Origin of the sequence: Streptomyces sp. NPDC060205 (genome assembly GCF_042728395.1) — a bacterium.
In the GTDB taxonomy this organism is placed as follows: domain Bacteria; phylum Actinomycetota; class Actinomycetes; order Streptomycetales; family Streptomycetaceae; genus Streptomyces.
Map to the genome: position 1 here is coordinate 1 of NZ_JBHWZP010000186.1, position 18,654 is coordinate 18,654.

Annotated in this window: 21 protein-coding genes and 1 riboswitch; of the genes, 13 read left to right on the plus strand and 8 right to left on the minus strand. The window is 71.0% G+C overall.

Going from position 1 to position 18,654, the window contains the following annotated elements:
• From ACFWGJ_RS27865 to ACFWGJ_RS27880, 4 genes are all read left to right on the plus strand, one after another.
• Positions 1-184: hypothetical protein (locus ACFWGJ_RS27865; RefSeq protein WP_387329824.1), on the plus strand; the 184-nt coding region annotated here is incomplete at its 5' end.
• On the plus strand, positions 181-1,236 hold the full coding sequence (locus tag ACFWGJ_RS27870) for an enoyl-CoA hydratase/isomerase family protein (protein WP_387329827.1): 1,056 nt from the start codon (positions 181-183) through the stop codon (positions 1,234-1,236). The genes ACFWGJ_RS27865 and ACFWGJ_RS27870, both read left to right, overlap by 4 nt.
• Positions 1,237-1,335: 99 nt before the next feature.
• Positions 1,336-1,415, plus strand: a riboswitch (cobalamin riboswitch).
• A gap of 61 nt (positions 1,416-1,476) precedes the next feature.
• A complete protein-coding gene (locus ACFWGJ_RS27875) occupies positions 1,477-1,695 on the plus strand; it encodes a CbtB domain-containing protein (RefSeq protein ID WP_387329830.1) in 219 nt (72 codons plus the stop codon).
• A 19-nt stretch (positions 1,696-1,714) separates the two neighbouring features.
• Positions 1,715-2,476, plus strand: coding sequence for a CbtA family protein (locus ACFWGJ_RS27880; protein ID WP_387329833.1), 762 nt, complete (start codon positions 1,715-1,717; stop codon positions 2,474-2,476).
• Positions 2,477-2,490: 14 nt separating this feature from the next.
• On the opposite strand, the gene ACFWGJ_RS27885 is transcribed toward ACFWGJ_RS27880, so the two are convergent.
• Both ACFWGJ_RS27885 and ACFWGJ_RS27890 read right to left on the minus strand, forming a co-directional pair.
• The gene (locus tag ACFWGJ_RS27885; RefSeq protein WP_387329836.1) at positions 2,491-3,081 is read right to left on the minus strand and encodes a histidine phosphatase family protein; all 591 of its coding nucleotides are present in this window, start codon (positions 3,079-3,081) and stop codon (positions 2,491-2,493) included.
• Positions 3,082-3,204: 123 nt separating this feature from the next.
• Entirely contained in the window at positions 3,205-3,384 is a 180-nt protein-coding gene (locus ACFWGJ_RS27890) for a hypothetical protein (protein WP_387329839.1), read from the minus strand.
• A gap of 330 nt (positions 3,385-3,714) precedes the next feature.
• Between ACFWGJ_RS27890 and ACFWGJ_RS27895 the strand changes: the two genes are divergently transcribed.
• Positions 3,715-4,800, plus strand: a complete 1,086-nt coding sequence (locus ACFWGJ_RS27895; RefSeq protein ID WP_387329842.1) for a LacI family DNA-binding transcriptional regulator — start codon at positions 3,715-3,717, stop codon at positions 4,798-4,800.
• 68 nt (positions 4,801-4,868) lie between these two features.
• Positions 4,869-5,759, plus strand: coding sequence for a DUF1963 domain-containing protein (locus tag ACFWGJ_RS27900; protein ID WP_387329845.1), 891 nt, complete (start codon positions 4,869-4,871; stop codon positions 5,757-5,759).
• A 63-nt stretch (positions 5,760-5,822) separates the two neighbouring features.
• Here ACFWGJ_RS27900 and ACFWGJ_RS27905 read toward each other — a convergent pair whose 3' ends face one another.
• Together ACFWGJ_RS27905 and ACFWGJ_RS27910 are read right to left on the minus strand one after the other, a co-directional pair.
• On the minus strand, positions 5,823-6,692 hold the full coding sequence (locus ACFWGJ_RS27905) for an alpha/beta fold hydrolase (protein WP_387329848.1): 870 nt from the start codon (positions 6,690-6,692) through the stop codon (positions 5,823-5,825).
• 65 nt (positions 6,693-6,757) lie between these two features.
• Positions 6,758-7,735, minus strand: a complete 978-nt coding sequence (locus ACFWGJ_RS27910; protein ID WP_387329851.1) for an acetylxylan esterase — start codon at positions 7,733-7,735, stop codon at positions 6,758-6,760.
• A gap of 505 nt (positions 7,736-8,240) precedes the next feature.
• Here ACFWGJ_RS27910 and ACFWGJ_RS27915 point away from each other — a divergent pair.
• From ACFWGJ_RS27915 to ACFWGJ_RS27935, 5 genes are all read left to right on the plus strand, one after another.
• Positions 8,241-9,485 (plus strand): sugar ABC transporter substrate-binding protein, encoded by a 1,245-nt coding sequence (locus ACFWGJ_RS27915; protein WP_387329854.1) that lies wholly within the window; start codon positions 8,241-8,243, stop codon positions 9,483-9,485.
• Positions 9,486-9,520: 35 nt separating this feature from the next.
• Complete coding sequence (locus ACFWGJ_RS27920) at positions 9,521-10,501, plus strand: carbohydrate ABC transporter permease (protein WP_387329856.1); 981 nt, start codon at positions 9,521-9,523, stop codon at positions 10,499-10,501.
• Positions 10,498-11,385 (plus strand): carbohydrate ABC transporter permease, encoded by an 888-nt coding sequence (locus ACFWGJ_RS27925; RefSeq protein WP_387329859.1) that lies wholly within the window; start codon positions 10,498-10,500, stop codon positions 11,383-11,385. Before ACFWGJ_RS27920 ends, ACFWGJ_RS27925 begins: the two co-directional genes overlap by 4 nt.
• A 162-nt stretch (positions 11,386-11,547) precedes the next feature.
• Positions 11,548-12,750 (plus strand): glycoside hydrolase family 1 protein, encoded by a 1,203-nt coding sequence (locus ACFWGJ_RS27930; RefSeq protein WP_387329862.1) that lies wholly within the window; start codon positions 11,548-11,550, stop codon positions 12,748-12,750.
• 190 nt (positions 12,751-12,940) lie between these two features.
• Positions 12,941-14,359 (plus strand): glucoamylase family protein, encoded by a 1,419-nt coding sequence (locus ACFWGJ_RS27935; RefSeq protein WP_387329865.1) that lies wholly within the window; start codon positions 12,941-12,943, stop codon positions 14,357-14,359.
• Positions 14,360-14,381: 22 nt separating this feature from the next.
• Here the strand turns inward: ACFWGJ_RS27935 and ACFWGJ_RS27940 are convergent, their stop codons facing one another.
• Positions 14,382-15,248 (minus strand): alpha/beta fold hydrolase, encoded by an 867-nt coding sequence (locus ACFWGJ_RS27940; protein ID WP_387329870.1) that lies wholly within the window; start codon positions 15,246-15,248, stop codon positions 14,382-14,384.
• 108 nt (positions 15,249-15,356) lie between these two features.
• On the opposite strand from ACFWGJ_RS27940, the gene ACFWGJ_RS27945 reads away from it, so the two are divergent.
• On the plus strand, positions 15,357-15,863 hold the full coding sequence (locus ACFWGJ_RS27945) for a CGNR zinc finger domain-containing protein (RefSeq protein ID WP_387329872.1): 507 nt from the start codon (positions 15,357-15,359) through the stop codon (positions 15,861-15,863).
• Between the two features lie 223 nt (positions 15,864-16,086).
• Here ACFWGJ_RS27945 and ACFWGJ_RS27950 read toward each other — a convergent pair whose 3' ends face one another.
• From ACFWGJ_RS27950 to ACFWGJ_RS27960, 3 genes are all read right to left on the minus strand, one after another.
• Entirely contained in the window at positions 16,087-16,263 is a 177-nt protein-coding gene (locus tag ACFWGJ_RS27950) for a hypothetical protein (protein WP_387329875.1), read from the minus strand.
• Positions 16,264-16,356: 93 nt separating this feature from the next.
• On the minus strand, positions 16,357-17,436 hold the full coding sequence (locus ACFWGJ_RS27955) for an NAD-dependent epimerase/dehydratase family protein (protein WP_387329878.1): 1,080 nt from the start codon (positions 17,434-17,436) through the stop codon (positions 16,357-16,359).
• A 32-nt stretch (positions 17,437-17,468) separates the two neighbouring features.
• Complete coding sequence (locus tag ACFWGJ_RS27960) at positions 17,469-17,921, minus strand: MerR family transcriptional regulator (protein WP_387329881.1); 453 nt, start codon at positions 17,919-17,921, stop codon at positions 17,469-17,471.
• 213 nt (positions 17,922-18,134) lie between these two features.
• Between ACFWGJ_RS27960 and ACFWGJ_RS27965 the strand changes: the two genes are divergently transcribed.
• Positions 18,135-18,654 (plus strand): DoxX family membrane protein (locus ACFWGJ_RS27965; protein WP_387329884.1); only part of this gene is annotated, 520 nt, incomplete at its 3' end.

Consider the following 18,654-nt stretch of genomic DNA (forward strand, 5'->3'; position numbering starts at 1 on the left):
GCCCCGGGACTCCTCCACGAGTCCCGGGGCCGTCGCGCTGCCCCGGACCGCACGGCCGCACGCGGCATTGAGAAGATCGCTCATGGCGATCGCGCACAGCCTGTGCGCCCCTCGCCTCCCGGAAGGAACCAACGAACCCGTGCGTGTCATCGTGGCCCGCGGTCTGACGGAGGTACGCGGATGACCGGCAACGAAGAGTCCGTCCTGCTGCACACGGCCGGCCGGGCCGGCCACATCACCCTCAACCGCCCGAGAGCCATCAACGCCCTCGACCACGCCATGGTGCGGCGCGTCGACGAGGCACTGACCGCGTGGGAGCACGACCGCGCCGTGGAGACGGTCGTCATCACCGGGGCGGGGGAACGCGGCCTGTGCGCGGGCGGCGACATCCGTGCCATTCACGACGACGCCCGCGACGGGGACGGCACCGCCGCGGCCGCGTTCTGGCGCGACGAGTACCGCCTCAACGCCCGTATCGCCCGCTGGCCCAAGCCGTACGTGGCTGTCATGGACGGCATCGTCATGGGCGGCGGCGTCGGCATCTCCGCGCACGGTGGTGTCCGGATCGTCACCGAACGGTCGAGGATCGCCATGCCCGAGACCGGCATCGGCTTCGTGCCCGACGTCGGCGGCACGTACCTGCTCTCCCGCGCCCCGGGCGAACTGGGCACCCGGCTCGCGCTGACGGGCGCGGCGGTCGGCGCCGGGGACGCCGTGCTGTGCGGGCTCGCCGACCACTACGTACCGTCCGGCTTGCTCCCGCACCTCATCGACGACCTTGCGGAACTGCCCGTGCGGGAAGCGCTGGACCGGCATGCGCGGCCCGCGCCGGAGGGGGAGCTGGCCGGGCAGCGGGAGTGGACCGACTCCTGCTTCGCCGCCGACTCGGTCGAGGAGATCGTCCGGCGGCTTCTCGACCACGGCGATCCGGCGGCGAAGGAGACCGCGGAGACCCTGCTCGCCAAGTCGCCCACCGCGCTGAAGGTCACCCTGGCCGCCGTACGCCGCGCCGGGCGCCTCGATTCGCTGGAGCGCGTCCTGGAACAGGAGTACCGCGTGTCCTGCGCGGCCCTGACCACCCCCGACCTGGTCGAGGGCATCCGCGCCCAGGTCATCGACAAGGACCGCACCCCCCGCTGGTCACCAGCGTCCCTCGCCGAGGTCGACGACAGCGCCGTGGAACGCTTCTTCGGGCCGTTGGGGGAGCGCGGGCCGGAGTTGGAGCTGGGGCTCTGACAGGTAAGCGTCAGGTGTGAGTGGGTTCTTGTCGGCCGCTGGGCTTGGGCATGCACCCGTCGAGCGGTAGCGTCACTTCGAGACCGACGACGGCAGCACGGAAGCCGGTGGGAAACCGGCACGGTCGCGCCACTGTGAACGGTGTGACTCCCCCGAGGGGAGCGCACCGTGAGTCAGACCCGGGGCCGTCGTCCTGTGCACCACCGAGATGGGACGCGAGTTCCCAGAGGAGGCCCCGTCATGGCGCAGCATGCCGCCCCGCCGAGCACCACCCCCGTCGTGCCCGCCAAGCTGCCGCTGAAGGACATCGCTCCCTGGGCGGTCTTCGTCGGCGTCCTGATGCTGGTCCTGCTGTACTTCGTCGGCGCCGAGCAGGGCGCCACCTCCGTCGTCTCCGGCGAGAACGTCCATGAATGGGTGCACGACGCACGTCATCTGCTCGGCTTCCCCTGCCACTGACGAGGGGCCCCGCACACCCATGAACTCCGCAACGGTAAGAAACCTGCTCGTGCGGGGCATGCTCGCCGGTCTGGCCGCCGGCGTGCTCGCCCTGGTCGTCGCCTACTTCCTCGGCGAACCGAACGTCGACAGCGCCATCGGCTTCGAGGAGTCTCATGCCGCCGGGCACGAGCACGAGGTCGAACTCGTCTCCCGCAGCCTGCAGTCGACCGCCGGCCTCGCCACCGGCGTCCTGATCTACGGGGTGGCGTTCGGCGGCATCACCGCCCTCGCCTACTGCTTCGCCCTCGGCCGCGTCGGCCGTTTCGGCGCCCGGGCCACGGCACTGCTGCTCTCGGGGGCCGCACTGCTCGCCGTGTACGTCGTGCCGTTCCTCAAGTACCCGGCCAACCCGCCCGCGGTCGGCGACCCCGACACCATCGGCAAGCGGACCACCCTGTACCTGCTCATGATGGTGCTGGGCGTGCTCCTCGCGGTCGCCGCGGTGATCGTCGGCAAGCGGCTCGCACCGAAACTGGGCACCTGGTACGCCACAGTCGCCGCCGTTGTCGGCTTCGTCGTCCTGATCGGACTGGCGTACGCGTTCCTGCCCGCCGTCAACGAGGTTCCCGGCGACTTCCCGGCCGCCCTGCTCTGGCGGTTCAGGCTCTCCGCCCTCGCCCTGCAGATCACGCTCTGGTCAGGCTTCGGGCTCGTCTTCGGCGAACTGGCCGAACGGCTGCTCCACCCGAAACCCGCCACGGCACCGACGGCGAGTACGGCGGCACCCGCCCCGCACTGACCGGCCGGGCCGGCTCACCGGTCCGCGTCCGCTCCGGCGGCGTCCAGCGGCTGCCCGAGCCGCAGGTTCCACCGGCCGCCGCGTCCACTGATCGTGGTGGACGTCAGCGGGGGCACATCGATCCGCCAGAAGGCCGCGGCCGGCGCCGCCAGCACATGCGTAACCGCGGCCCGTACGACGTCCGGTTCGACCACGGCGAGCGTACGGCCGTCCATGTCGGGGGAGGACTCCAGCCAGCGCGCCACCCGGCCGCAGAAGTCCGCCACGGACTCCCCGCCGTGCGGCGCGGAGGCGGGATCGGCGAGCCAACGGGCCACGGCCTGCGGTTCGTCCGCGCCGACGTCGGCGAGCGTACGGCCGCGCCAGCGTCCCACGTCCAGGCCCGCCAACTCCCTTGTCCGCACGGCGTCCAGACCGAGCGCGGCGGCCGTCTCCCTGCAGCGCACCGAGGGAGAGGCCAGGGTGCGTGCCGCCGACGGCAGGGATCCGACGGCGGCACGGGCCCGCGCCTCCCCGCCGGCGTCGAGCGGACTTCCGTCGTCGAAGCGCGCCCGACGCAGCGACGAACTCATCGCGGGCGAGACGAAAGTGACGCGGTGGGTCATGTGCGGGCTTCCCGTGTCACCTTGCTGAGCGCGTCCATGCTGGCGGATGTTACCGCCGGGGCGCATGCGATCAGCTGCATCCGGTCGCCGCATCCGCTCGCCGCATCCGCTCGCCGGGTCGGGTCAGCCCCGTACCGGCGCCCCCGTACGCGCCGCGACCTGTGCCGCCGTCACGGCGGGCGCCCGCTCCACGGTGCTCAGCCCGGCCGCCGTGCTGGCGAAGACACCCGGATCGGTGATGACGCGATGGACGCAGGCGCGGCCGGTGAGCGGCAGCGTGCAGGTGTCATCGAACTGCCTCACCGGCCCTCGGCCCGCCCGGGCCCGGCACCGGGCAACGCCGTCGACGCGGCGGGCGCGCACGGCTTCGGCCATATGTGCCTGTGCGTCGGGGACGTGACGGCGGAGTTCGCACGGCTGTCGCGGCCGGCGCGGAGGTGAGCATGCCTTCGCGGCCGGCCCTGCGCCTGGTCCGGGCCCGGTCGGGCCCGACCGTGGACTCGTTCGTGGACTTGGCCGGTCAGAGACGTTCCGGTTGCTTCATGGACCTGCACGCCCCTAGTGTGAATGCGCTTTCATCCGCATGCATGCATCACAAGAGACGGGGGCCTGACCCATGAACGGCGCCGCATCGTGAACGCGAATCCCACGGTGTACGACGTGGCCGAACGCTCCGGAGTGTCCATCGCCACGGTGTCCAGGGTGTACCGCAGCCCCGACTCCGTACGCGCCGCCACCCGCGAACGCGTCCTGGCGGCGGCGAGCGAGCTGGGATACGTGCCGAGCGGCAACGCCCGTGGTCTCGCCAGCCGTTCCACCGGTGTCCTCGGCCTGTGCTTCCCGGACTACTCCGACCCCGACACGGTCGGCGCCGAGGACGACGACGCCGCGATGCTCTACTCGGACCAGATCATCCGGGGCATGGAACGCGCGGCCCGCCGGCACGGGTACGCGCTGCTGATCGCGGCCTCCCTGGCAGGGGGCCCGGAGAGCCTGGTGGCCCAGGTCGCCGGCCGGGTGGACGGCTTCGCCGTGCTGGCCCGCACGGTGCCGACGGAGGAACTGGAAGCGATCTCCCGGCGCCGACCGGTGGTGATGCTGGCTGGCCCCCGCGCCCAGGACCCCTCCCTGGACCACCTCGACCATGTCGAGGTCGCCAACGAGGACGGCCAGTACGAGCTGACCCGGCACCTGGTCCACGACCACGGGCTGCGCCGCCTCGCCTACGTCGGATTCGGGGAGGACTCACCGGATGTCGAGGCGCGGTTCCGGGGCTTCCGCCGGGCCTGTGCCGAGGCGGGCGTCGAGGCCGCCGCCGCACCGGCCCTGCGTATGCCGATGATGACCCAGGCCGAGGGCGCCCGAGCCGCCCGCCTGCTGTGCGAGGGAGGCGGCGACCGCCCTGAGGCGTTCGTGTTCGCCAACGACCAGATGGCGGTGGGCGCGCTCCAGGCGCTCGAACGCCGTGGCCTGCGCGTACCCGACGACGTCGTGGTGACCGGCTTCGACGGCATCCCGCTGAGCCGCATGGTGCGTCCCGCGCTGACCACCGTGCGTCAGCCCATGGTGCGCATGGGGGAGGAGGCCGTCGACCTGCTCGTACGACGGCTGGGCGGACAGCCTCCGCAGGAGCCCGTCTCCCTGATGCTGCCGGTCAGCGTGGCCCGCCGGGCGAGCTGCGGCTGTGAGGAGACGACGGTCCTGCCGACGGTCGGCTGACGGGCGCCCGGCCGGCCACGGCCCGGTGCCGGGGCCCGGGTGTCAGAGCCTCCCACTACGGTTCGACCATGACTTCTGGCATGGCTTCCGACAGGGCTTCCGGGACGCGGGACCGGTTACGGCCGTTCCGTGACGAGGCGATCGCGCGCGGCGTCCCGGCCGACGACGTCGAGCGATGGATGGCCAACGCCCGCCCGTGCGCGACGCTGACGCGGGACGGTAGCGGGGAAGGCCCGGTCGTGGGCCGGTTCGGCGGTCCGCTGCTGCTTCCGGCCGACATACCGGATCCCGAGCACCCCTTCGTCGCCTCCCTCGACCTCGCGGCCCTGCCCGCCGACGCGACGGACCTCCCGCTGCCTCCCGACGGCCACCTGTTGCTGTTCGCCTTCCCCGAGACGGCGGACGACCACGAGAGCATGGGCAGCGCGGTGTACGTCCCCGTCGGCACGGCCGTGGTGGAACGGGACGGCCACGCCTGGAACCCCTACGACTTCGACGACTACGAGGCGATGTTCGAGGAGTTCCCGCAGGGTCCGCTGCGGGCGACGGCCGATGTGTCGCTGCCGTACCACCACGCCGTCGACCTCCGGGAGAAGCCGGGGAGCGGACCGCTTCCCGGACATCCGCGCTCGGAGGAACTCGTCGCGGCCTGGGAGCACACCCGAGAGGCCGTCGCCCCCGAAGGGCCGCTGCAGATCGGGGGATACGCCAACGAGGAGGTCGTCCACACCGACCCGGTCGCCCGTGCCGTGTCCAGGGTGGTACGGGCGGCGCGAGCGGGCCGCTGGGACGGACCGGTCTCGGACGATGTCGCGGATTGGGTGCTGCTGGCCGACTGGCAGGCGGGCATCGACGTACAGGGCTGGGAGAGTTCGTCCGTCCACTGGGTGATCCAGCGGACGGACCTGGCGGCGCGGCGCTTCGACCGTACGTTCACCGAGGTGTTCTGGAACCCCTGATCCGGGCCGGGTTCCGGCGCGGGGCGCGGAGCCGAGTTCCGGCACAGGTCCCGGAGCCGAATTTCAGAGCACCTGGATCAGTTCGTCCAGCATGCGGTCGGCGGCGCCCACGGCCACCGAGAGGTGGCCCTCGCCCTCTTCGAGATGGGCCACAACCCCAGGGAGGTTCGCGGCGAGCCACTGCCCGTGGGCGAACGGCACCATCAGGTCCTCGCGACCCTGCCAGACGAAGGCGGGCACCGTGATCTCCTCCAGCGAGAACCCCCAGGGCCTGGTGAACGCGAGGTCGTCGTCGAGCCAGCCGTCCACGCCGAGCCGCAGCCGCTCCGCGAAGTTCGCGGCCAGATCCTCGCCGAGTTCCTCCGTCAGCGCGGCCCGGTCGACCGGGGACAGTATGCTCCGCATGCCGTCGATCAGCCCTGCCGCGTCGGTGTCGCGCAGTCCGGCCGCCTCCTTCTCCAAGTAGGGGCGCAGCGCGGCCTCCCCGCGTACGGTCAGCCCGAACTCCTCGATGTTCCCCTCGCCCATGCCGGCGAGGAAGTCCACCTCCGGCAAGCCGTACGGCGCGACCCCGGCGATGACCAGGACCCCTGCCACCCGGTCGGCCAGCCGTGCCGCCGTGGCCAGGGCGTGCGGCCCGCCGCCCGACCAGCCGCTGACCAGACAACGCGGCGCACCGAGGTGGTCGAGCACGGCCCGTACGTCCGGGACCACGTCCACGACGTCGCGTCCCGGTGCGCGCGTGGACGCGCCGTACCCGGCACGCGAAAAGGTCACGAACCGCAGCCCGCGTGCGTGAGCGGCGCGTTCCATGGATCGGAACGGCCGTACGCTGCCGGGGGTGCCGTGGTGGAAGAGCAGCGGAACTCCGTCCGCGGGCCCGCTCACGGCCAGGTCGAGCTGTCGGCCGTCGAGCGTCGAGATCGTTGTCATGAGGGAAGTGTGCACGACTCGGCGCGTCAGCGGTTTCCGGCCGACCGGTCGCCTGGAACCCGTCCTCAGCGCATCCACGATCCGAAGAACTCTGAGGTCGCCTGGGCCAGTTGTCGGCGCTGGTCCGTCTCGCCCGGGTAGGCGAAGTGCCCGGCGTCCAGCACCTCCAGCCGGCGTGGACCGGCGAGCGCGTTGTGCACGGCGAACTGGCCCGGCGGCGGCACAGCCGGGTCCAACAGGGCGCAGGCGGACAGCACCGGGATGCGCAGGTGTGCCGCCGCTGTCGCCGCGTCGAAGTAGGCGAGGACACCGAGGGCTTCCGGATGCCCGGCCACATGGGTGCGCACGGACTCGCCGCTGCCGATGCAGGGGAGGGTGCACCGCAGGGGGTGGTGCCCGAAGGTCGGCACGGTCAGCGCGGCAGCGGCGAACCGGTCGTCCCAGGGCAGCGCCAGCGCACCGATCCCGCCGCCGAAGCTCTCGCCGAGGTATCCCAGGCGTCTGCCGTCCAGGGCCGGTGAGGGAACCAGTTCCAGCAGGGCCGAGGCGGCGCCCCACAGCGCCGCGACGCAGTCGCCGATGAGATAGGTGTCCCGCGAGCCGATGCCGTGCAGCACGTGTCCGTCCGGGTCCGAGGGCACCCCTGGCCGCAGACCGAGAGCGGGAAGGCCGGGCGCGACCGGCAGGATCGCCGCGGACCGGGGCAGCGGCAGCGGGAGGTCGGCGCCGGCGTCCTGGCGTCCGCCGTAGCCGTGCCCGATGACGAAACCATGCTGTACGGGCCTGTCGCACGGTAGCGCCAGCAAAGCGGAACACCTGCCGCCGAGCGCGTCGTAGGAGACCTCGTGCACGCGGAAGCCGTCGCGCTCCTCCACGACGTCGCCGAGCAGCGACCGCGGTTCCACCCGCGCCGCCGCGTCCCGCCGCCCCTCCCAGAAGGCACCGAAGTCGACCGGCCCACCCGGCGCCCCCACAGCCAACAACCCCTCAAGCCCGTACCCACACCCAGGATCAAACCCAAAGGAATGCAGAAAAGAAGCCACCCCCGACTGTAACCACAGGCCGAAGCCCCGGAAGGGGCGCGGGGAACGGCGAGCCCGGCCCACGTCGACCGGCACTCGACAGCGGGCCGGGGCCCCGTAAGGGGCGCGGGGAACGGCGCGCTCAGCCCACGTCGACCGGCGCGCGACATCGGGCCGGGGCCCCGGAAAGGGCGCGGGGAACGGCGCAACCCAACAGCGCCGCCCACCGCCCGCACCCCCAGCCCCACCCTCAGTGGAGCGCCCACCCATGCAATGATCCGTTTTGCGTTGCTCCCGCACAGACTGTCCCCCAACGTCCTCGGACGCCCGGACACCGCGAACCGCCCACCAAATGTCCCGCCCGTTACGGGAGTGTGACCAAGCCCCCTCTTGCCAGGCCAGGAACCGCTGCCACAGAGTGATGTATGCGCTTACAGGCAGCGCATACATCACAACGGCAGCCGTGAACGTAAGTCGCGAACGTCGCTCACGGACGCCAGTCGTAGAGCTCAAGGAGGAGCCGCCCATGAACCGCGCCGCCGCAACCGGGTCGATCGCACTCACCCTGGCGTCTGCGCTCACCCTCACCGCCTGTGGCGGCTCGGGTGGCGCGGGCGTGGCAGCAGACGCCAAGCAGACCCTGACCGTATGGGCGATGGGCACGGAGGGGGAGAAGCTCGGCGACGTGGCCAAGGAGTACGAGAAGACCCACTCCAACCTCACGGTCAAGGTCACCCCGATCGGCTGGGACGTGGCCCACCAGAAGCTGGTCGCCGCCGCTGCCGCCGGGAAGCTCCCCGACGTGGTGCAGATGGGCGGAAGCTACCTGGGCGAGTTCGCCGACATGGGCGTCCTGGAGCCGGTCGACGCCAAGACCATCCACGAGACCGACTACTTCCCCGCCGCATGGCAGCAGGGCTCCTACGACGGCAAGACCTACGGCGCCCCCTGGTACGTCGACACGCGCGTGCTCTTCTACCGCACCGACCTCGCCAAGAAGGCCGGCATCGAGAAGGCCCCGGCGACCATGGCCGACCTGCAGAGCGCAGCCGAGGCGTACCAGGAGAAGGCCGGCACCAAGTGGGGCCTGTCCATCCAGCCGGGCGGCCTCGACACCGTGCAGAGCTTCTACCAGTTCCTGTACTCCGCCGGCGGCGCCATCATCGACGACGACGGCAAGGCCGCCGTGAACTCCGCCGCGGCCGTGAAGGCGCTGGAGAACTACGGCAGCTACTTCGACAAGGGCCTGAGCGAGAAGTCCGTACGCCCCGGCTACGACGTCACCAAGGACTTCAACACCGGCGCCGTACCCATGTTCTTCGGCGGCCCCTGGCTCACGAACCTCATCGACGAGAACTACCCCGACCTCAAGGACAAGTGGAGCGTCGCCCCCGTACCCGCGGACGTGGCGTCCGTGTCCATGGCCGGCGGTTCCAGCCTGGCCATCTCCGCGGACAGCGACCACAAGGCAGCCGCCAAGGAACTGGTCGCCTACCTCACCGGCGCGAAGGGCCAGACCGACTGGTTCGAGCGGACCAACGACCTGCCCGCCAACACCGAGGCCTGGACGACCGGCGACCTCGCCGACGACCCGACCATGCAGGTGTGGCGGCAGCAGATGGACACCGCCCGCGCCACCCCCTCCCAGCCCAAGCTGACCGAGATCACCTCCAAGGTGGACACCGCCATCGAGTCGGTCACCCAGGGCAAGTCCTCCGCGAAGGAAGCGCTGGACAAGGCCCAGTCCGAGATCGAAGGCCTCGTGCAGTAGCAGGCAGCAGGAGGCCGTAGGAGAAAGTCCCCCTCATGTCCCTCACCACAGGACCGGCCGCCCCGCAGGAGGCGGCCGTCGACAAGAGCCCGCACGGCGGCGGCACGGCAGGCCGCAAGCGCCGTGGCAACCGCTCGCTCAGCAAGCACAACCTGACCGGGTGGCTGTTCTCCACACCGTTCCTGGTGCTGTTCGGCGTCTTCATGCTCTTCCCGATCGTCGCCACGTTCCTGATGAGCTTCACCGACTTCGGGGCCCGGAACGTCACCCGGCCGCTGGAGGCGGAGTTCGTCGGCCTGGACAACTACACCCAGCTGTTCCAGGACGACAAGTTCCTCAAGGCCCTGTTCAACACCGGCTACTTCGTGGTCGTCGGCGTACCCGCGACCATCGTCCTCGGACTGCTCGCGGCGATCCTGCTGAACAACGGCATCCACCGGGCCCGCACCCTGTTCCGCGTCGGCTTCTACGCGCCGGTCGTCACGACCATCGTCGCCGTGGCCGTCGTCTGGCGCTTCGTGCTCGACCCGTCCGACGGGCTGATCACCTCCCTCGCCTCCGAGGTGGGCATGACCGCCCCGGACTTCCTCGGCTCGGAGACCTGGGCGATGCCGTCCCTGATCGCCATGGCGGTGTGGCGCAACCTGGGCACCGTCATGGTGCTGTGCATCGCCGGCCTCCAGGCGATCCCCACGGACGTCCGTGAGGCGGCCCGCCTCGACGGCGCCGGAGCCTGGCAGGAACTGCGCGGCATCACCATCCCGCTGCTGCGGCCCACCCTGCTGTACGCCACGGTCATCACCACCATCGGCTACCTGAACGTCTTCGAGGAGCCCTTCGTGATGACCCAGGGCGGCCCGTCCGACTCCACGCTGACGGTGTCGCTCGACATGTACCGCGAGGGCTTCAACTTCTTCCACATGGGCTATGCCAGCGCCATGGCGTACGTCCTGTTCGTCGTGATCATGGGCATCACGGTGCTCCAGCTCCGACTGCTGAAGGACAACACCCGATGACCGCCGAGACCGTCGAGAAGACCCCCGAGGCCCCGGTCCACCCGGCCCGCCGCCGCACCGGCCGGGGACGCACCCCGCTGCTGTACGTGATCGCCTCGGTCGCCCTGCTGGTGATGGCCGCCCCGTTCCTGTGGATGGCGCTGTCCGCGTTCAAGACGAAGCAGGACCTCACGGCGAACCCGCCCGTGTGGATCCCCTCCCGCTGGACGCTGGACAACTTCACGGCGCTGCTCGACCAGCTCGACATGCCGCAGTACTTCCTGAACTCGCTGATCGTGGCCGTCCTGGTGACCGCCAGCAATCTGCTGTTCTGCTCCATGCTCGGCTACGCGCTGGCCAAGCTCGACTTCACCGGCCGATCCAAGGTCTTCGCGCTCGTGCTGGCCGCCCTGATGGTCCCCGGCAACCTCATGATCCTGCCGCTGTACGTGCTGATGAACGGCCTCGGTCTCATCGACACGTACGCCGGGCTGGTCCTGCCCTTCGCGGCCGGTGCGTTCGGGGTGTTCCTGATGCGGCAGTTCATGCAGTCCGTGCCCGACGAACTGCTGGAGGCGGCCCGTCTCGACGGCGCGGGGGAGTGGTACATCTTCTGGCGGATCGTGATCCCGCTGGTCAAGCCCGCCCTCGCGACACTGACGATCTTCACCTTCCTCGGTTCCTGGAACAACTTCATCTGGCCCCTGATCGCCACCAACGACCCGGGCAAGTACACGCTGCCGGTGGCGCTCGCGACCTTCGCCAACGATCCCAACCGCACGGTCGGCGGCGGCAACGGCATGCTGATGGCCGGCTCGCTCCTCGTTGTACTGCCGGTGCTGGCCGTCTTCGCCGTCCTGCAGCGGCACTTCACCCAGGGCATCGCGACCGCGGGCCTGAGGTAGCCCCGCCGGGCTGCCACGCCCCGCCCCTTCGGCCCCGTGCCGATCCGGCCTGCCGCACCCGCCGGTCGATCGGTCCTTCCGTCGACCCCCGGGCCGGTCGGCCGTGGCACCACGGCGCCGACGCGCACTCCCACCCCCACTCCAGAAAGACAGAAACGGACGATGACGCACTCCACCACCCGCTTCCCCGACGGCTTCCTGTGGGGCGCCTCCACCGCCGCCCACCAGATCGAGGGCAACAACGTCAACAGCGACTGGTGGCGCAAGGAGCACGACCCCGCGGCCGGGATCGCCGAGCCCAGCCTGGACGCCTGCGACAGCTACCACCGCTGGGAGCAGGACATGGACCTGCTCGCCGGACTGGGCTTCACCGACTACCGGTTCAGCATCGAGTGGGCCCGTATCGAGCCGGTCCGCGGCACCTTCTCGCGCGCCGAGATCGCCCACTACCGCCGGATGGTCGAAGGCGCCCTCGCCCGCGGGCTGCGCCCGATGGTCACCCTGCACCACTTCACCGTCCCGCAGTGGTTCGAGGACTTCGGCGGCTGGACCGCCGACGGCGCGGTCGAACTCTTCGCGCGGTACGTCGAGGAGTGCGCGCCCGTCATCGCCGACGGCGTCCGGCATGTGTGCACCATCAACGAGCCGAACATGATCGCCGTCATGGCGGGTCTCGCCAAGACGGGGAACCAGGGCTTTCCGCCCGCCGGTCTGCCCACCCCGGACGAGGAGACCACCCGCGCGGTCATCGCCGCCCACCACGCGGCCGTCAAGGTCATCCGCGCGGGCCACCCCGACATCCAGGTCGGCTGGACCATCGCCAACCAGGTCTACCAGGCCCTGCCCGGCGCCGAGCAGGTCACCGCCGACTACCGCCACCCCCGCGAGGACGTCTTCATCGAGGCGGCCCGCGGCGACGACTGGATCGGCGTGCAGTCCTACACCCGTACGAAGATCGCCGAGACCGGGCCCGTCCCGGCGCCCGACGACGTCGAGCGCACCCTCACGCAGTGGGAGTACTACCCGGCCGCCGTCGGGTACGCCCTGCGCCACACCGCCGAGGTCATCGGCGACGGCACCCCGCTCATCGTCACCGAGAACGGCATCGCCGCCTCGGACGACAGCCGTCGCGTCGACTACTACACCGGCGCCCTCGGCGAGGTCGCCGCCGCGATCGAGGACGGCCTGAACGTGCAGGGCTACCTTGCGTGGAGTGCCCTCGACAACTACGAATGGGGCTCGTTCAAGCCGACCTTCGGGCTGATCGCCGTGGACCCGCACACCTTCGAGCGCACGGCGAAGCCGTCCGCCGTATGGCTCGGCAGCCTGGGCCGCGACCGCGCCCTGCCGCGCACCACGGTCTGACCGCACCCCCCGGACCGGGAGCCGGCCGGCACCTGACACCGGCCGGCTCCCGCACCTTCCCCGTTCCACCCCGTCTCACCTCCGCTCCATCGCCTGACCGTCATTCCACGGCCTCGCCTTCGCACCGCCGCTCAGCACCACGACACGCACCCTTCCGCCTGCCTGCTCACCGCAGAGGAGCCAGAGCCGCATGAATCGTCGTACCTTTCTGACCGCCGCAGCGACCACCGCCGCCACGTGCGCCGCGTCCCTCACCGGCACGGCCCACGCCGCCCCGGCCGGCCGGACCGACACCGAACGCCGCCTGTTGCGCGACTGGTTCGTCGCGACCCACCGCTCGATGGAGGCCATGACGACCGAACTCGGCCTGGCCGCCGACAAGATCGACGTCAGTGGGGGCGGTACGCCGGTGCCCTCCGCGCAGACCTCACCGACCAACATCGGCTGCGGCCTGTGGTCCACCGTCGCGGCCGCCGGACTCGGCGTCATCTCCGCGGCCACCATGCACCGCCGGCTGGCCCGCACGATCGCCGCCGTGGAACGCCTGGAGCGTGCCCACGGCTTCTGGTTCAACTGGTACGACGCGCACGACGGTTCACTGCTGACGGCCTGGCCGGAGACCGGCGACCCGGTCCGGCCGTTCCTCTCCAGTGTCGACAACGCCTGGCTGGTGACCGGCCTGCGGATCGCCGCGGACGCCGCCCCCGAGCTGCGTCCCCGCGTCGCCGCCCTCCTCGCCGACGCCGACTGGTCGTACTACTACACGCCCTACGACCCCGCCGACCCCGTCGCCGGGCCTGGCCAGCTGCGCGGCGGTTTCTGGCCGGACAAGCCGGGCAAGGGCGAACCCACGGGCCACCACTACGGCGCCCTCAACACCGAACCCCGGATGGCCAGTTACCTCGGGATCGCCGACGGTTCACTGCCCACCGAGCACTACTGGCACCTGTTCCGCACCCTGCTGCCCGGCATGGGCCAGGAGCAGGAACCGCGGGGCGAGTACGTCGAGATCGACGGCGTACGCGTATGGGAGGGCCACTACACCTACCGCGGCCGGGACCTCGTCCCCACCTGGGGCGGTTCCATGTTCGAGGCGCTGATGGTCCCGCTGTTCGTGCCCGAGTCCGAGTGGTCCCCGCGGTCCTGGGGCGCCACCCACCGGCGGTACGTCCGCAGCCATATCGAACACGGGCTTATCGAGGAGGACTTGGGATACTGGGGCTTCTCGCCGGCCTCCATACCCGCCGGCGGCTACCGGGAGTACGGCGTCGACGCCATCGGTATGCAGGAGGACGGCTACAACTCCCTGGGAGTCGTCACCCCGCACGCCTCCTTCCTCGCCCTGCCCCAGGCACCTACGGAGGCTCTCGCCAACCTCCGCGCCCTGGACCGTGCCTTCGGTGCCTACGACGACCGCTACGGTTTCCGCGACTCGGTCGATGTCACGACCGGCCGCGTGAGCGACCACGTACTGGCCCTGGACCAAGGCATGATCACGGCGGCCATCGCCCAGCACCTGCGTCCCGGCCTGCTCCAGACGCCGTTCCGCACGGCGGGCTTCAACACCCGGGTGCGTCCGCTGCTGCGCAAGGAGCGGTTCTCCATCTGAGAATCCCGGTCCACGGTCGCCCTCAGGCGGTGGCGGTGAGGAACCCTCGGATGTACCCGGCCACGGTGTCCAGGTGGCTTTCGAGCAGGAAGTGGCCGCCGCCCGGTATCAGATGGATCTCCGCGTCCGGCAGGTCACGGGCGAAGGCGCGCGCTCCGTCCGGGCCGAAGATCTCGTCACCCGCGCCCCAGACGGCGAGGAGGGGGACCTGTCGTTCCCGGAAGTAGGCGTGCAGCTGAGGGTAGAGCGGCGGGTTGCCGGCGTAGTCGGCGAACAGCGCGAGCTGGACGAGGTCGTTCCCCGGACGGTTGACCTCGCGGTGGTCGGCGGCCCAGGTGTCGGGATCGACCAGCTCGGGCCGGTCCACTCCGTGCAGGTACTGCCAGCGGATGGCGTCGAGCGAGAGGGCGGCCCGCACGGCCGGCTCGGTCTCCGGTCCCGGGCTGTCCCAGTACGCCCGCACGGGCTTCCAGAACTCCGGGACGAAACCGTCCTCGTACGCGTTGCCGTTCTGTGTGATCACCGCGGTGATCGCGTCCGGGTTGCGCAGGGCCAGCCGCCAGCCGATGGGTGCGCCGTAGTCCTGCACGTACACGGCGTAGCGGGTGACTCCCAGCTGGTCCAGCAGGGCTTCGGTGATGTCGGTCAGGGAGTCGAAGGTGTAGGTGAACGCGTCCACGGGCGGGGCGTCGGAGTTGCCGAAGCCGAGATGGTCGGGGGCGATGACATGGAATCGGTCGGCCAGCGCCGGAACGAGGTGGCGGAACATGCGCGAACTGGTGGGGAATCCATGCAGCAGCACGAGGGTGGGGGCCTCGCGGGGGCCCGCCTCGCGGTAGAAGACGCGATGTCCCCGCACTGTCGCGTACTGATGGCGGATCTCGACCATGGCTAACCCCTTCGACGGTTCATGACGGTTACCTCTCGGCGTCCAGTAGACCGTGTTTGGGGTAACCTGTCAAACGTCTCAATGGAGTTAGTTGGTGAGGTGGGACCCGTGCTGGACGACCAGGCCCTGATGCAGGCGCTGAACAGCACCCCTGTCGTGGACGGCCGACGCCAGGACCTGTGGCGCGCCGACCAGGAACTGGACAGGTGGGCGCGGCAGCACGGGGGGCTCGGCGGGGACGAGGAGCGCCGGTGGCTGCGTACCGCCAGGGACGCGCTTCAGGCGGTGGCCTCGGCCACGGCGGTGGAGACCCGGCTGAGCGAGCTCCTCGCAGGCGTTCACAAGGTTCCCCAGCCCAGCGCGTCGGGCATCGAGTGGCATCTGGAGGCGCCGCCGGAACGCAGACTCGCCGCGGAACTCGTCCTCGCGTGGGCGGACGTCAGCGAGCGCATACCCGGCCGGCTGCGGCCGTGCGAGAACCCCGAATGCCGTCTCTTCCTCCTGGACCGCAGCCGCGCCAACACCGCGCGGTGGTGCTCGATGAAGACCTGCGGGAACCGGCTCAAGGCCCGTCGGCATCAGGCTCGTACCCGGGAGACACCCGGATTCGAGTAGGGCGGTGCATCCCGGTGCTCACGAGGAACGTCGCAGCCGCGGACCCGGACGCGGAAGGCATGCTCTGCCGCCGCCCGGCTCAAACGCGGAAGGCCCTTCCGCGGCCGCCCGACCCTGACGCGGAGGGCCTTGACCGCCTCCACCCGCCCCGGATGTCGAGGGCCTTCACCGCCTCCACCCGCCCCGGACGTGGAAGGATTTCACCCCTTCCGGCCGACCGGCCCTAGCTGTTGGCCTGGCCGCGCTCCGACCGCTCCGCCCACACCCGGGCCGCCTGCAGATCCGCCTCCTCCTGCGAGGTGCCCGCCTTCACCAGGATGATCCCGCGCGACCCGTCAGGGAACGTCACCTTCCGCATCGCTGTGCCCAACGGGCCTCCCGGTGTGGGTTCCTCCGGCATGGCGGCTCCTCTCGATGGCGAAACCCCCAGGCTAGCCGGGTGACCGCGGCAATCGGGGCAACTGAGCCAGGAGTGCGGGGAGCCGCGCGCGCGTCACGGACGGCGGTCGTCGCCCGTCGGCAGCGTCAGACCGCCCTCGATCAGGCGGTCCGCCGTCGCCACGATCGTCTCGGTGACGTCCCTCGGCCGCCAGCCCAGGACCGTACGGGCCTTCTCGTTGCTGATGACAGGGATGCGGCCCCGCAGGGCCGCGGCATCCCGCAGGGCCGGATCGGTCTTCGCCGCCTCGCGTACCTGCTCGACGGTCAGTTCCGTGGCGGGGAGCAGCCCGGCCGCGGCGGGGAAGTGCCGGCGCAGGATCCCGGCCATGCCGAAGAAGCTGATCGCCGGACCGCCGACGGCGATGAAACGTTCGCCCGCCGCCTTCGGGTGCAGCATGGCGCGCAGATGCAGGTCCACGACGTCCCGTACGTCCACGACACCGAAGTACATGAGCGGCACCACCGGCAGCTGCCCGGTCAGCATGCCCTGGACCAGGCCGACGGAGCCGGAGGGCCGGTCGCCCAGCGGAGGACCGAAGATTCCCGTGGGGTTGATGACGGTCAGTTCGATGTCGCCGTGGGCACGGGCGTAGTCCCAGGCCGCGCGCTCGGCCAGGACCTTCGACTTGTGGTACGCGGGCAGGCCCTCGGTGTCGGGGTCGGTCCAGTCCGTCTCCGTGTAGCGGTTGTCGGGCTTCAGCGTGTACCCGACCGCCGCGTAGGAGGACGTCATCACGACCCTCGGCACACCGGCCTCCCGGGCCGCCGCGACGACCCGCAGCGCACCCTCACGGGCGGGCCGGATCAGTTCGTCCTCCGTCTCCGGCGGCCTGACCGGGAAGGGGGAGGCGTGGTGCAGTACGTGGCCCACGCCGTCCAGGGCCTTTCCCCATCCGGCGTCCGAGCCGAGGTCCGCGACGGCGAACTCCAGCCGGTCCGCCGGATCGACCCCGGCCCGGCCCAGCGCTGCCCGCACCGCGGCCTCCTGGCCCGGCTCCCGAACCGTGACGCGGACCCGGTGTCCCTCGCGCAGCAGCCGGGCGATGGAGTGGCTGCCGACGAGTCCCGTACCGCCGGTGACGAGTACGGTGCCGGGTTCCCGCGATGTGGTGGTGAGTTCTTCCGCGCCCATGGTCTTCAGTCCTTGAGTTGCGCTCTTGAGGATCAGAATCGGAATTGGTTCATCACGTGGAGGACGTCCTCGGCCGCCTGTTTCTCGGCGGCGGCGTCCCCGCGGACCCGGGCGTCCCACAGGTCCGCCTTGCGCCGCAGATACGTCAGGCGCAGCTGAAGCTGTTCGATGTCGGCGGCCAGTACCTCGGCCTGCCCGGCGAACAGGTCCCGCTGCTCGGCCGCCGCGGAGTCCCCTCGGGCGAGCAGGTCCAGATAGCGCCGCATCCCGGTGACCGTCATCCCGGCCGAACGCAGACAGGACAGTGCCTCGACACGGTCCGCGGTCGCGGGCCCGTACCGGCGGTGACCACTGGACTCGTCGCGGGCGACCGGGCCCAGGAGGCCGATCTTCTCGTAGTAGCGGAGCGTGGATTCGGCGAAGCCCGAGCGCCGGGCCATCTCCTGGATGGTCAGGTCCGCGGTCTGCTGTCTGGTCGCTGACATATGAGTAGCCTCCGCTACTTGAAGCGCTTCAAGTCAAACCGGCCACGGAGGCTCACGACCTCGGCATCCGGTTGAACCCGGGGCGCCCCGCGCACGTACGGACGACTGAGGGACGCGACCCGGACTCCGTGGTCCATTTCCCCCTCATTCCGTCGATCACGTACTGACCGGCCGCGCGTCGGCCGATCGCCTACCGACTCCTGAGGAGTTCTGATGACCACTTCGCGCCTCGGCGACTGGCTGACGTCGCGCCAGCCCTTCGTGCTGGGCCTGTTCCGTATGGTCCTCGGCCTGTTGTTCACCACAGAGGGCGCCGCCACGGTCTTCGGGGTGCTGGACCGCAAGGCCAGCCCGACGGGCGACTGGCCCTTCTGGTACGCCGGGGTCATCGAGCTGGTGTGCGGCGCCCTGGTGCTCCTCGGGGTCGCCACCCGTGGCGCGGCCTTCCTCAGCTCGGGGATCATGGCGTTCGCGTACTTCACCGAGCATCAGCAGGACGGCCTCTTCCCGCTGCAGAACGGCGGGCTGGCCCCGGTGCTGTTCTGCTGGGGGTTCCTGCTCATCGTGTTCTTCGGTCCGGGCGCCTTCGCGCTGGAACGCCTGGCGGGACGCGAGCGCGCCGTGCTCCCGCAGCCGGGCCACCGACGGCGAGTCCTCGTCCCAACTGCCCTGCGCGCCGGGGCCGACGCGCTCTTCATCAGCTGCACGAACCTGCCCACGTACGACATCATCC

Bases quoted from the DNA above. Each gene is read 5' to 3' on its own strand.
- ACFWGJ_RS27880 (WP_387329833.1), top strand. From the start codon at position 1,715: ATGAACTCCGCAACGGTAAGAAACCTGCTCGTGCGGGGCATGCTCGCC.
- ACFWGJ_RS27955 (WP_387329878.1), bottom strand. From the start codon at position 17,436: ATGGGCGCGGAAGAACTCACCACCACATCGCGGGAACCCGGCACCGTA.
- ACFWGJ_RS27930 (WP_387329862.1), top strand. From the start codon at position 11,548: ATGACGCACTCCACCACCCGCTTCCCCGACGGCTTCCTGTGGGGCGCC.
- ACFWGJ_RS27875 (WP_387329830.1), top strand. From the start codon at position 1,477: ATGGCGCAGCATGCCGCCCCGCCGAGCACCACCCCCGTCGTGCCCGCC.
- ACFWGJ_RS27940 (WP_387329870.1), bottom strand. From the start codon at position 15,248: ATGGTCGAGATCCGCCATCAGTACGCGACAGTGCGGGGACATCGCGTC.
- ACFWGJ_RS27915 (WP_387329854.1), top strand. From the start codon at position 8,241: ATGAACCGCGCCGCCGCAACCGGGTCGATCGCACTCACCCTGGCGTCT.
- ACFWGJ_RS27925 (WP_387329859.1), top strand. From the start codon at position 10,498: ATGACCGCCGAGACCGTCGAGAAGACCCCCGAGGCCCCGGTCCACCCG.
- ACFWGJ_RS27885 (WP_387329836.1), bottom strand. From the start codon at position 3,081: ATGACCCACCGCGTCACTTTCGTCTCGCCCGCGATGAGTTCGTCGCTG.
- ACFWGJ_RS27960 (WP_387329881.1), bottom strand. From the start codon at position 17,921: ATGTCAGCGACCAGACAGCAGACCGCGGACCTGACCATCCAGGAGATG.
- ACFWGJ_RS27905 (WP_387329848.1), bottom strand. From the start codon at position 6,692: ATGACAACGATCTCGACGCTCGACGGCCGACAGCTCGACCTGGCCGTG.
- ACFWGJ_RS27900 (WP_387329845.1), top strand. From the start codon at position 4,869: ATGACTTCTGGCATGGCTTCCGACAGGGCTTCCGGGACGCGGGACCGG.
- ACFWGJ_RS27950 (WP_387329875.1), bottom strand. From the start codon at position 16,263: ATGCCGGAGGAACCCACACCGGGAGGCCCGTTGGGCACAGCGATGCGG.
- ACFWGJ_RS27935 (WP_387329865.1), top strand. From the start codon at position 12,941: ATGAATCGTCGTACCTTTCTGACCGCCGCAGCGACCACCGCCGCCACG.
- ACFWGJ_RS27870 (WP_387329827.1), top strand. From the start codon at position 181: ATGACCGGCAACGAAGAGTCCGTCCTGCTGCACACGGCCGGCCGGGCC.
- ACFWGJ_RS27920 (WP_387329856.1), top strand. From the start codon at position 9,521: ATGTCCCTCACCACAGGACCGGCCGCCCCGCAGGAGGCGGCCGTCGAC.